Source organism: Pseudomonas sp. B5(2017) (genome assembly GCF_002112825.1).
Classification (GTDB): Bacteria; Pseudomonadota; Gammaproteobacteria; order Pseudomonadales; family Pseudomonadaceae; genus Aquipseudomonas; species Aquipseudomonas putida_Z.
On record NZ_NEIR01000007.1, the window covers coordinates 97,458 to 110,209 of the forward strand.

The 12,752-nt window shown below is 65.1% G+C and carries 10 protein-coding genes; 8 read left to right on the plus strand and 2 right to left on the minus strand.

Going from position 1 to position 12,752, the window contains the following annotated elements; all coding sequences use genetic code 11:
* Positions 1-43 precede the first annotated feature (43 nt).
* Positions 44-1,039 carry an NAD(P)-dependent oxidoreductase gene (locus CAG00_RS12480; RefSeq protein WP_085664402.1) on the minus strand — a complete coding sequence of 332 codons (996 nt, stop codon included), beginning with the start codon at positions 1,037-1,039 and terminating at the stop codon, positions 44-46.
* A gap of 49 nt (positions 1,040-1,088) precedes the next feature.
* Positions 1,089-1,979, minus strand: a complete 891-nt coding sequence (locus CAG00_RS12485; RefSeq protein WP_054573319.1) for a LysR family transcriptional regulator ArgP — start codon at positions 1,977-1,979, stop codon at positions 1,089-1,091.
* 97 nt (positions 1,980-2,076) lie between these two features.
* On the opposite strand from CAG00_RS12485, the gene CAG00_RS12490 reads away from it, so the two are divergent.
* The 8 genes from CAG00_RS12490 (at position 2,077) to CAG00_RS12525 (ending at position 12,745) form a co-directional block, all read left to right on the plus strand.
* Positions 2,077-2,676: a LysE/ArgO family amino acid transporter gene (locus CAG00_RS12490; protein WP_003258234.1), complete on the plus strand. Its 600-nt coding sequence runs from the start codon at positions 2,077-2,079 to the stop codon at positions 2,674-2,676.
* A 281-nt stretch (positions 2,677-2,957) separates the two neighbouring features.
* A complete protein-coding gene (locus CAG00_RS12495; RefSeq protein ID WP_085664403.1) occupies positions 2,958-3,554 on the plus strand; it encodes a superoxide dismutase in 597 nt (198 codons plus the stop codon).
* Between the two features lie 329 nt (positions 3,555-3,883).
* Positions 3,884-5,938 (plus strand): bifunctional diguanylate cyclase/phosphodiesterase, encoded by a 2,055-nt coding sequence (locus tag CAG00_RS12500; RefSeq protein ID WP_085592090.1) that lies wholly within the window; start codon positions 3,884-3,886, stop codon positions 5,936-5,938.
* 158 nt (positions 5,939-6,096) lie between these two features.
* Positions 6,097-7,434 (plus strand): imelysin family protein, encoded by a 1,338-nt coding sequence (locus CAG00_RS12505; protein WP_025340520.1) that lies wholly within the window; start codon positions 6,097-6,099, stop codon positions 7,432-7,434.
* 317 nt (positions 7,435-7,751) lie between these two features.
* The gene (locus CAG00_RS12510) at positions 7,752-9,179 is read left to right on the plus strand and encodes a di-heme oxidoredictase family protein (protein ID WP_085664404.1); all 1,428 of its coding nucleotides are present in this window, start codon (positions 7,752-7,754) and stop codon (positions 9,177-9,179) included.
* Positions 9,180-9,199: 20 nt separating this feature from the next.
* On the plus strand, positions 9,200-10,264 hold the full coding sequence (locus CAG00_RS12515; RefSeq protein ID WP_025340522.1) for an imelysin family protein: 1,065 nt from the start codon (positions 9,200-9,202) through the stop codon (positions 10,262-10,264).
* Between the two features lie 2 nt (positions 10,265-10,266).
* Complete coding sequence (locus CAG00_RS12520) at positions 10,267-11,364, plus strand: DUF1513 domain-containing protein (protein WP_075046244.1); 1,098 nt, start codon at positions 10,267-10,269, stop codon at positions 11,362-11,364.
* Between the two features lie 232 nt (positions 11,365-11,596).
* Positions 11,597-12,745, plus strand: a complete 1,149-nt coding sequence (locus tag CAG00_RS12525; protein ID WP_075046245.1) for an efflux RND transporter periplasmic adaptor subunit — start codon at positions 11,597-11,599, stop codon at positions 12,743-12,745.
* The last annotated feature ends 7 nt before the right edge of the window (positions 12,746-12,752 follow it).

Consider the following 12,752-nt stretch of genomic DNA (forward strand, 5'->3'; position numbering starts at 1 on the left):
CCGCCAGCGCGGCGCGTTGATGTCCATTGTCGGCCCGACGGTTTCACTGCCCCGGCGGCTGGTGCTTCCACCAGGCACAGAATTCATCCAGCGCCGTCCACAGGCTGACCTTGGGCTGGTAGTCCAGGTGCTGCCGGGCGCGGCTGATATCCAGGGTGAAATCGCGGCTCATCACCTGCATCCCCAGACGCGAAAGGGTCGGTTGCGGGCGCCCCGGCCACAACATGCAGGCCGCCTCGTTCAGCGCGGCCAGGCTGTAGGCCAGGCCGTAGGAGCGGTACCGGGTAACCTGCGGCAACTGCATCTGGCGCATCACGTAGTTGACCACGTCCCACAGCGGCAGCGGCTGGCCGTTGCTGATGTTATAGGCCTGGCCCAGCGCCCGGTCGTCAGCGAACAGGGCACTGAGCAGCGCTTCGTTGAGGTTGTGCACGCTGGTGAAATCGACTTTGTTCAGGCCGTTGCCGATGATCGCCACACGCCCCTTGCGCTGCATCTGCATCAGCCGCGGGAAGATACTGGCATCGCCGGCGCCGGTGACGAAGCGCGGGCGCAGCGCCAGCACCTCGAGGCCGAACTCCTGGGCACCGAACACTTTCTGCTCGGCCATGTGCTTGGTCTGCCCGTAGTGGTCATGGAAGCGGCGCGGCACCTGGTCTTCCCGGATGTCCAGGCGCGAGCGGCCATTGAAGTAGATCGACGGCGACGACAGGTGTACCAGCCGCCGTACGTGCTCCTTCAAGCAGCCCTCGACCACGTTTTCGGTGACCACCACATTGCCTTGATAGAAGTCCTGGTAGCGCCCCCAGTTGCCCACTGCGCCGGCGCAGTGCACCACCGCCTCGACGCCCTGGCAAAGGCGGCGTGCCAGCTCGGCATCACCCAGGTCGCCGGGGATGAACTGGGCGCCGCGCTTGACCAGGTGCTCGACCCCTTCGGCTCGACGGCCGCTGACCCGCACGTCCAGGCCCTGCTCCAGGGCAAAGCGCGCAAAGCGCCCGCCAATGAAGCCACTCGCGCCGGTGACCAGAATTCGCATGTAAGACTCCGTCTTGCCAGATTTCAGATGCAACTGACGCCAGCCGTGGCTACAAGGGCACCAGCCATTGCCGTGCGGTGTGCCGCAGGTGGTCGGTCAGTTGCGCGAGCAGTTGCCCGCCATTGCGCCAATGATGCCAGTACAGCGGCACATCGATGGGGGTATCGCTGCAGATTTCCACCAACTGGCCGCTGGCCAGTTGCTCGCGAGCCTGCAGTTCCGGCACCAGGCCCCAGCCCAGGCCGGCTTCGGTCATGCGCAGGAAGCCTTCGGACGACGGGCACAAGTGGTGCAGGAAGCCATCCTCGATGCCCAGCGATGCCAGGTAGCGGTGTTGCAGGAAGTCGTCCGGGCCGTACACGATCGCCGGGGTACGGGCCAGGCGGCTGGCAGCGAAGCCCTGCGGAAAATGCCGCGCCATGAATCCGGGGCTGGCCAGCGCCCGGTAGCGCATGGCGCCCAGCGGCAGGCTGCGCGCGCCGGCCACCGGCCGCTCGCTACCACACAGGCAGGCCGCCACTTCGCCCGCACGCATGCGTTTCAGGCCCACTTCCTGGTCTTCCACCACCAGGTCGGTCAGCACGTTCTGCTGTGCGCAGAAGTTGCCCACTGCGCCGGCCCACCAGGTAGCCAGGCTGTCGGCGTTGAGGGCGATGCGCAGGCGCTCCGGCATGCCCTCCTCGTCCAGCGCCGGCACCTGGCGCTGCAGGTCGCGTTCGAGCAGGCGCACCTGCTGCACATGGTTGAGCAACTGGCGGCCGACTTCGGTCGGGCTTGGCGGTGTGGCACGCACCAGCACCGGCTGGCCGACCCGCGCCTCGAGCAGCTTGATGCGCTGGGAGATGGCCGACTGCGACAAGCCCAGCACCTGCGCCGCGCGTTCGAAACCGCCCTGCTCGATCACCGCGGCAAGGGCGGCCAGCAGCTTGTAGTCGAACATCGATTTTCCTAATGACGGATCAGCTCTATTTGTTTTTCTTATACAGCGTGGTTCATCACAATGACCAGCATCTTTTGGACTCTTTGGAGAGCACGCCATGTGGCAAAGCTATCTCAACGGCATGCTCGTGGCCTTCGGCCTGATCATGGCCATCGGTGCACAGAACGCCTTCGTCCTCGCGCAGAGCTTGCGCCGCGAGCATCATTTGCCGGTGGCGGCACTGTGTATCGTCTGTGACGCCATCCTGGTGGCGGCCGGAGTGTTCGGCCTGGCCACCGTGCTGGCGCACAACCCGACGTTGCTGGCGATCGCCCGCTGGGGCGGTGCGGTGTTCCTGATCTGGTACGGCGCCAAGGCTTTGCGCAGCGCCTGCTCCAGGCAGAGCCTGCAACACCAGCAAGGCCAGGGTGCGCGCTCACGCCGCGCGGTACTGCTCAGCGCCCTGGCGGTGACCCTGCTGAACCCGCACGTGTACCTCGACACGGTGCTGCTGATCGGCTCGCTGGGCGCCCAGCAGGCTGCGCCTGGCGCCTACGTGGCCGGCGCTGCCAGCGCCTCGCTGCTGTGGTTCTCGACACTGGCGATCGGTGCCGCCTGGCTGGCACCGTGGCTGGCCAGGCCGGCGACCTGGCGCATGCTCGACCTGATGGTGGCGGTGATGATGTTCGCGGTGGCGGCGCAGTTGATCTTCAACTGAGCTGGGCTAGTCACAACATTTTAGCGCCTGTGAGATCGAGCGCCGCCCGCGTGGCGCTCGATCTGCCAGGCGCCACAAGGGATAAGCCGAACACCACCGGTCGGCACGCCCCAACCGCTCTGGAACCTCTATTCCCTATCTTTGTTGCGTGGTTATGCGCCGGGCCCGGTGCTATGATCCAGCCCTTGCGTCGCAAAGAGTACAAACTCGCCGACGCTCATCGGGCCGCCCGTGATCGGCCTTGCGCAAACCGCAAACAGACCTGAATCAGGAGATCCACCATGGCTTTTGAATTGCCGCCGCTGCCGTACGCCCACGATGCCCTGCAGCCGCACATCTCCAAGGAAACCCTGGAGTATCACCACGACAAGCACCACAACACCTATGTCGTGAACCTGAACAACCTGGTCCCAGGCACCGAATTCGAAGGCAAGACCCTGGAAGAGATCGTCAAGAGCTCTTCGGGCGGCATCTTCAACAACGCCGCTCAAGTCTGGAACCACACCTTCTACTGGAACTGCCTGGCACCAAACGCCGGTGGCCAGCCGACCGGTGCCCTGGCTGACGCCATCAACGCCGCTTTCGGTTCCTTCGACAAGTTCAAGGAAGAGTTCACCAAGACTTCGGTTGGCACCTTCGGTTCCGGCTGGGGCTGGCTGGTGAAGAAGGCTGACGGTTCCCTGGCCCTGGCCAGCACCATCGGCGCCGGCTGCCCGCTGACCAGCGGCGACACCCCGCTGCTGACCTGCGACGTCTGGGAACACGCCTACTACATCGACTACCGCAACCTGCGTCCGAAGTACGTCGAGGCGTTCTGGAACCTGGTCAACTGGGCCTTCGTTGCCGATCAGTTCGAAGGCAAGACCTTCAAGGCCTGAGTCATTCAGCCCTGAACGAAAAACCCGGCCCGGTGCCGGGTTTTTTTATGCCTGTACCGGCCTCTTCGCGGGTGAACCCGCTCCCACAGGTACGGCGCAGCTTGTGGACTTGATGCTATCCCTGTGGGAGCGGGTTTACCCGCGAAAAAGCCAGCACGGTTTTGCTTGCTCAGCCCGCATAGCACGCTAACATCAAACCTCTGGAAGATTGTTACGGCGCATTCAAGTTGCGGGGTCAGGCAACCGATACACTATTGATGGTCGGCCGATAGTGTATCGTCATCGTTGATGGCAAAATGATGCCATGCGCATGGATTAAGGAAACCCCATTGAAGCTGGAATTGCGGAACAGCTTGTCGGTCAAGTTGCTCAGGGTCGTGCTGCTGTCGGCGCTAGCGGTCGGTGTCGTGCTCAGCTGTGCGCAAATCGTCTACGACACCTACAAGACCCGCCAGGCCGTGAACAACGATGCCCAGCGCATCCTCGACATGTTCCGCGACCCCTCCACCCAGGCGGTATACAGCCTCGACCGCGAAATGGGCATGCAGGTGATGGAAGGCCTGTTCCAGGACGAATCGGTACGCATGGCCTCCATCGGCCACCCCAACGAAACCATGCTGGCGGAAAAGTCCCGCCCGTTGCAGGACATGTCCATGCGCTGGCTGACCGACCTGATCCTCGGCCAGGAACGTACCTACACCACGCAACTGGTCGGCCGCGGCCCCTACAGCGAATACTACGGCGACCTGAGCATCACCCTGGACACCTCGTCCTATGGCGAAGACTTCCTGATCAACGCCGTGATCATCTTCATCTCCGGTGTGCTGCGGGCCCTGGCCATGGGCCTGGTGCTGTACCTGGTCTACCACTGGCTGCTGACCAAACCGCTGTCGAAGATCATCGAGCACCTCACCCAGATCAACCCCGACCGCCCAAGCCAGCACCAGCTGCCGCTGCTCAAGGGCCACGAGAAGAACGAGCTGGGCCTGTGGGTGAATACCGCCAACCAGCTGCTGGCCTCGATCGAGCGCAACACCCATCTGCGCCACGAGGCGGAAAACAGCCTGCAACGCATGGCCCAGTACGACTTCCTCACCGGCCTGCCTAACCGCCAGCAGCTGCAGCAGCAACTGGACAAGATCCTCGTCGACGGCGGCCGCCTGCAACACCGCGTGGCGGTACTGTGCGTAGGCCTGGACGACTTCAAGGGCATCAACGAGCAGTTCAGCTACCAGGTCGGCGACCAGCTGCTGCTGGCCCTGGCCGACCGCCTGCGCGCCCACAGTGGCCGCCTGGGCGCCCTGGCACGCCTGGGTGGTGACCAGTTCGCCCTGGTGCAGGCCAATATCGAGCAGCCTTACGAGGCGGCCGAACTGGCGCAGAGTATCCTCGACGACCTGGAAGTGCCGTTCGACCTCGACCACCACCAGCAGATCCGCCTGCGCGCCACCATCGGCATCACCCTGTTCCCGGAAGACGGCGACAGCACCGAGAAGCTGCTGCAGAAAGCCGAACAGACCATGACCCTGGCCAAGGCCCGCTCGCGCAACCGCTACCAGTTCTACATCGCCAGCGTCGACAGCGAGATGCGCCGCCGTCGCGAGCTGGAAAAGGACCTGCGCGAAGCCCTGCCGCGCAACCAGCTGTACCTGGTGTACCAGCCACAGATCAGCTACCGCGACCACCGCGTGGTCGGTGTCGAGGCATTGCTGCGCTGGCAGCACCCGGAGCTGGGCATGGTGCCGCCAGACCAGTTCATCCCCCTGGCCGAACAGAACGGCAGCATCATCAGCATCGGCGAATGGGTACTCGACCAGGCCTGCCGGCAATTGCGCGAATGGCACGACATGGGCTTCAGCGAGCTGCGCATGGCGGTCAACCTGTCCACCGTGCAGCTGCACCACAACGAACTGCCGCGGGTGGTCAACAACCTGCTGCAGGCCTATCGCCTGCCGCCGCGCAGCCTGGAGCTGGAAGTCACCGAGACCGGCCTGATGGAAGACATCAGCACCGCCGCCCAGCACCTGCTGAGCCTGCGCCGCTCCGGAGCACTGATTGCCATCGACGACTTCGGCACCGGCTACTCGTCGCTCAGCTACCTGAAATCGCTGCCGCTGGACAAGATCAAGATCGACAAGAGCTTCGTCCAGGACCTGCTGGACGACGATGACGACGCCACCATCGTTCGCGCCATCATCCAGCTCGGCAAGAGCCTGGGGATGCAGGTGATCGCCGAAGGCGTGGAAACCGCCGAACAGGAAACCTACATCGTCGCCCAGGGCTGCCACGAGGGCCAGGGCTACCACTACAGCAAGCCGCTGTCGGCCCGTGAGCTGACCAACTTCCTCAAGCAGGCGCAGCGAAACCAGGTTTCGATGTTCTGAGTCGCCTGCCCGGTTACAGGCCGTGACCGGCATTTACACGAATTGCATGCCCGCCCCCTTTACAGCAAATGCAAATCTTTCGCATGATGTTGCGGTTTCGCGTGCCACGGCGCACGGTCCACCCCTTGGTCCAACCACACGACGCAGGAAAACCAATAATGATTCGAATGCCTCTGGCCTCCGCCAGTCTGCTGGCCATTGCCATCGCTCTCGCCGGTTGCGGTGAAGGCAAGGACGACAAGGCCGCCGCGCCGCAAGCCCAGGCACCTGCTGCCGCCAGCACCACCGCTGCGGCGCCCGGGGCTGTCGACGAAGCCGCCGGCAAAGCCGTGGTCAAGCATTACGCCGAGCTGGTCTACGCCGTGTACAGCGACTCGCTGAGCACCGCCAAGACCCTGCAGACCGCAGTCGACGCGTTCCTGGCCAAGCCCAACGACGAAACCCTGAAGGCAGCCAAAGAAGCCTGGGTCGCCTCGCGCGTACCGTACCTGCAGAGCGAAGCCTTCCGCTTCGGCAACACCATCATCGACGACTGGGAAGGCCAGGTGAACGCCTGGCCGCTGGACGAAGGCCTGATCGACTACGTCGACAAGAGCTATGAGCACGCCCTGGGCAACCCGGCGGCCAACGCCAACATCATCGCCAACACCGAGATCCAGGTGGGCGAAGAGAAGATCGACGTCAAGGACATCACCCCCGAGAAGCTTGCCAGCCTGAACGAACTGGGCGGCTCCGAGGCCAACGTCGCCACCGGCTACCACGCCATCGAGTTCCTGCTCTGGGGCCAGGACCTGAACGGCACCGGCCCGGGCGCGGGCAACCGTCCGGCGTCGGACTACCTCGAAGGCAAGGGCGCCACCGGTGGCCACAACGACCGCCGCCGTGCCTACCTGAAAGCGGTCACCGACCTGCTGGTCAAGGACCTCGAAGAGATGGTCGGCAACTGGGCACCGAACGTCGCCGACAACTACCGCGCCAAGCTGGAAGCCGAGTCGGTCAACGACGGCCTGCGCAAGATGCTGTTCGGCATGGGCAGCCTGTCGCTGGGCGAACTGGCTGGCGAACGCATGAAGGTTTCGCTGGAAGCCAACTCGCCGGAAGACGAGCACGACTGCTTCAGCGACAACACCCACTACTCGCACTTCTACGACGCCAAGGGCATCCGCAACGTCTACCTGGGCGAGTACACCCGCCCGGACGGCAGCAAGGTGACCGGCCCGAGCCTGTCATCGCTGGTGGCCAAGGTAGACCCGGCCGCCGACGCCACCCTCAAGGCCGACCTGGAAGCCACCGAAGCCAAGATCCAGGTGATCGTCGACCACGCCCTCAAGGGCGAGCATTACGACCAGCTGATCGCTGCAGACAACGCAGCCGGCAACCAGATCGTGCGTGACGCCATCGCCTCCCTGGTCAAGCAGACCGGTGCGATCGAGCAGGCCGCGGGCAAGCTGGGCATTGCCAACCTGAACCCGGATACCGCGGATCACGAGTTCTGATCCTGCTGTAGCGGTTCTGAAAGAGGCGGCCTTCGGGTCGCCTTTTTCTTTGCAAGCTGCACGGTCCCCTGTAGGAGCGGCCTTGTGTCGCGAAGGGCTGCAAAGCAGCCCCAGCTATCTGGACGTTGACGCTATGGTCCTGGGGCCGCTTTGCGGCCCTTCGCGACACAAGGCCGCTCCTACAAGAGCCCGCACCAATGCTGCCGACATGGCCAACTGACACCGATTTCATCCAGCAATTGCAAATTGCTCTTATTCAAACTCCCTCACCCTGCTAAGCTTGCACGCCGGTTTTTCGCTCACGCCCAGGATTCTCGATGTCCTTGTCGCTGTCCCGACTCTCCCCCCTGCTGCTGGCCTTTGCCCTCGCCGCCTGTGACGACGCCCCGCGTTTCACCCAGGCCGAGCCCGGCGAAGCGTTGTCGGGCGGCAAAGCCACCGTGCAGCGCACTGACCGCAATGCCTATTCCCTGCCCTCGGCCAACCTCTCGCCCGAGCGGCGCCTGGACTTCGCCGTAGGCAACAGCTTCTTCCGCAACCCCTGGGTGATCGCCCCGTCCACCACCACCGCCCGTGACGGCCTGGGCCCGCTGTTCAACACCAATGCCTGCCAGAACTGCCACGTGCGCGACGGCCGCGGCCACCCGCCAGAGCCGGGCGACAGCAACGCCGTATCGATGCTGGTACGCCTGTCGATCCCCGACCAGCCCTACCTGGCCAAGGTGGTCGAACGCCTCGGCGTGGTGCCGGAGCCGGTCTATGGCACCCAGCTGCAGGACATGGCCATCCCCGGCGTGACGCCGGAAGGCAAGGTGCGGGTGAGCTACACCAGCGAAACGGTGTCGTTCGAGGACGGCCACCAGGTCGAGCTGCGCAAGCCGGCCCTGCAGATCACCCAGCTCGGCTATGGCGTGATGCACCCCGACACGCGCTTTTCGGCGCGGGTGGCGCCGCCAATGATCGGCCTGGGCCTGCTCGAAGCCATCCCCGAAGCCGACCTGCTGGCCAACGAAGACCCGGATGACCGCAACCGCGACGGCATCCGCGGCCGGGCCAACCGGGTGTGGGACGACGCCCAGGGCAAGACCGTGGTCGGCCGCTTCGGCTGGAAGGCCGGGCAGCCCAACGTCAACCAGCAGAACGTGCACGCCTTTGCCGGCGACATGGGCCTGACCACCACCCTGCTGCCCAACGACGACTGTACCCCGGCGCAGGCCGACTGCCTGGCCGCGCCCAACGGCGACGGCGCCAATGGCGAGAAGGAAGTCAGCGACAACATCCTGCGCCTGGTCACCTTCTACACCCGCAACCTGGCCGTGCCGGCCCGCCGCGATGTGGGCTCGCCGCAGGTGCTGGCGGGCAAGAACCTGTTCTACCAGGCCGGCTGCCAGGGCTGCCATACACCGCAGTTCACCACCGCCGCCAATGCCGCCGAGCCGGAGCTGGCCAACCAGCTGATCCGTCCCTACAGCGACCTGCTGCTGCATGACATGGGCCCGGGCCTGGCCGACGAGCGCACCGAATTTGCCGCCAACGGCCAGGACTGGCGCACCCCGCCACTGTGGGGCATCGGCCTGAGCGAAACGGTCAGTGGCCACAGCCAGTTCCTGCACGACGGCCGCGCCCGCAACCTGCTCGAAGCCGTGCTCTGGCACGGTGGCGAGGCCGAGGCGGCACGCAATTTCGTACTCACTTTCAATGCCGAGCAGCGTGCCGCGTTGCTGGCTTTCCTGAACTCACTTTAAAAAGCGCAAAGGAGCCGGGCATGTTCCGACCCAAACTGTTGTTCACCAGCCTCGCCGCACTCGCCCTCGGCGCCTGCTCGCCGCAGGACCCGCAAGCCGTGACCTCCGCTGCCATCGCCAAGCAGGTGATCCTGCCCACCTACAGCCGCTGGGTCGAAGCCGACCGCACGCTGGCCGCCAGCGCCCTGGCCTACTGCGAAGGCAAGGAAACCCTGGACAAGGCCCGTGCCGACTTCCTCAACGCGCAAAAGGCCTGGGCCGAACTGCAACCGCTGCTGGTCGGCCCGCTGGCCGAAGGCAACCGCGCCTGGCAGGTACAGTTCTGGCCCGACAAGAAGAACCTGGTCGGCCGCCAGGTCGAGCAGCTGGTCAACGCCGACCAGCCGGTCGATGCCGCGGCCCTGGGCAAGGCCAGCGTGGTGGTACGTGGCCTGTCGGCCTACGAGTACATCCTGTTCGACAGCAAGCCGGACATCGCCACAGCCGAGCAGAAAGCCCGCTACTGCCCGTTGCTGGTCGCCATTGGTGAACACCAGAAGGCCCTGGCCGAAGAGATCCTCAAGGGCTGGAACAGCACCGACGGCATGCTCTCGCAGATGACCAAGTTCCCCAACCAGCGCTACGCCGACTCCCACGAGGCCATCGCCGACCTGCTGCGCGCCCAGGTCACCGCCCTGGACAGCCTGAAGAAAAAGCTCGGTGCGCCGATGGGCCGCCAGAGCAAGGGTATCCCGCAGCCACTGCAGGCCGAAGCCTGGCGCAGCCACAGCTCGCTCAAGAGCCTGGAGGCCAGCCTCAAGGCCGCCGAAGCGGTCTGGGTCGGGGTCGACAACCAAGGCCTGCGCGGCTTGCTGTCCAGCGATCAGAAAGCCTTGGCGGACAAGATCGACGCCGCCTACGCTGCCTCGCTCAAACTGCTGGCCGCCAACCAGAAGACCCTGGGCGAGCTGCTGGCCGACGACGCCGGCCAGCAAACCCTGAACCAGATCTACGACAGCCTCAACGCCGTCCACCGCCTGCACGAAGGCGAGCTGGCCAAGGCGTTGAACATCCAGCTGGGCTTCAATGCCAACGACGGTGACTGATCATGCTGCGACGCCAGGCCCTCAAACTCGGTAGCGTATTGCTCAGCGCCCTCACCCTGGGCGGCTGGAGCCTGTTCCGCAACAAAGGCAGCGAGCCCCTGCTGCTGTCGGCGCGTGACGACGGCGACGGCAAGCACTATGCGGTCGGGTTCCGCCTGGACGGCACCCAGGTGTTCAGCACCCAGGTCGCCCAACGTTGCCATGCCATCATCCATCACCCGGACCTGCCGATCGCCCTGTTCGTCGCCCGCCGTCCCGGCACCGAAAGCTACCTGGTCGACCTGCGCGACGGGCGCCTGCTGCAGACCGTCACCTCGCAGCCGAACCGGCACTTCTACGGCCACGCGGTCATCCACAAAAGTGGCGAATGGCTGTATGCCACCGAGAACGACACCACCGACCCGGGGCGTGGCGTACTCGGTGTGTACCGTTTCGAAGGCGAGCGCCTGGTGCACAGCGGGGAGATTCCGACCCACGGTATCGGCCCGCACGAAGTGGCCTGGCTGCCGGACGGCGAAACGCTGATCGTGGCCAACGGCGGTATCCGCACCGAAGCCGAAAGCCGGGTGGAGATGAACCTCGACGCCATGGAACCGAGCCTGGTGCTGATGCAGCGCGACGGTACCCTGCTGAGCAAGGAAACCCTGGCCCAGCAGATGAACAGCGTGCGCCACCTGGCGGTAGGCAGCGATGGCACTATCGCCGCCTGCCAACAGTTCATGGGCGATGCCGATGAAACCGCAGAGCTGCTGGCGATCAAGCGCCCGGGCGAGCCGTTCAAGGCCTTCCCGGTGCCGGAGCGGCAGTTGCAGGCCATGGCCCAGTACACCGCCAGCGTGGCTATCCACAGCGAGCTTCGGCTGGTCGCGCTGACCGCGCCACGGGCCAACCGCCTGTTCGTCTGGGACCTGGACAGCGGCGCGGTGCGGCTGGATGCGCCAATGCCCGATTGCGCGGGGGTAGGCGCGGTACAGGACGGCTTTGTCGTCACCTCCGGGCAGGGCCGTTGCCGGTTCTATGATTGCCGCAAGGCCGAGCTGGTCGGGCAACCGATGAACCTGCCGTCCGGTTTCTGGGACAACCACCTGCATCTCGTCTGATTTTCGGGTTGGCTGTACTGGCCCCTTCGCGGCTAAAGCCGCTCCCACAGGAATAGCGCAACCCGCTGACTGCGCGGTCCCTGTGGGAGCGGCTTCAGCCGCGAAGGGGCCGGCACAGGCATTCCACTCCCCTTCCCCCCAAAAACAGTCAATACTTCCCCCATCCACACGTGGGCAGGATCGCCCGTTGTCGTGTCTAAGCGAATAACAACCGCATCCAAGGAACCGGACTATGCTGCGCCGCCGCATGCTCATCATGTTGGCCGTGGTTCTGCTGATCGTGCTGGCCCTGGGGGGCTACAAAGCCTTTTCGATCTACCAGCAGATCCAGATGTTCACTGCCCCCAAGCCGCCCATCACCGTGGCGGCCGCCTTGGCCGAACAGCGCCCGTGGCAAGAGCGCCTGCCCGCCGTCGGCAGCCTCAAGGCGCTACAGGGCGTGGAGCTGAGCCTGGAGGTGGAAGGTATCGTCAAGGCCCTGCATTTCGACTCGGGCCAGCAGGTCAAGGCCGGGCAACTGTTGCTGCAACTCAACGACGATCAGGAAACCGCCCTGCTCGGCACCGCCCAGGCCGACCTGGGCCTGGCCAAGGTAGATTTCGGTCGTGGCAGCCAGCTGGTCGGCGACTCGGCCATCTCCCGCGGCGAGTTCGACCGCCTCACCGCCCAGTACCGGCGCAACCAGGCGGTGGTCGACCAGCTCAAGGCATCGAAGACCAAGAAGAGCATCAGCGCCCCGTTCAGCGGCACCATCGGCATTCGCCAGGTGGACGTCGGCGACTACCTGGCCGCCGGCACGGTGATCGCCACCCTGCAGGACACATCCAGCCTCTACGTCGACTTCAACGTACCGGAACAGGCCCTGCCGCACCTCAGCCTGGGCCAGCAGGTGCTGGTGCAGGTGGCCGCCTACCCGGGCCAGACCTTCCCCGCCAGCCTCAGCGCCATCAACCCCAAGGTCGAGGAAACCACGCGCAACCTGCTGGTGCGCGCGACCATGGCCAACCCGGATGGCAAGCTGCTGCCGGGCATGTTCGCCAGCCTGCTGATCCTGCTACCCAACCCGCAGCCACAAGTGGTAGTACCGGAAAGCGCCATCACCTACACCCTGTATGGCAACTCGGTGTACGTCGCCACGCCGAAAAAGGACAAGGACGGCAAGCCGGAAAACGACGACAAGGGCCAGCCGCAGCTCACCGCCGAGCAGCGCACGGTGCAGACCGGCGAGCGCCGTGACGGCGTGGTGGTGGTCAGCAAGGGCCTGCAGGCCGGGGAACAGGTGGTCACCGCCGGCCAACTGAAGCTCACCCCCGGCGCCGCGATCCGCATCGGCCAGGACAAAGCCCTCAAGCCCGCCCAAGGCGCGCCGGGCAAGGACTGACAGGAGG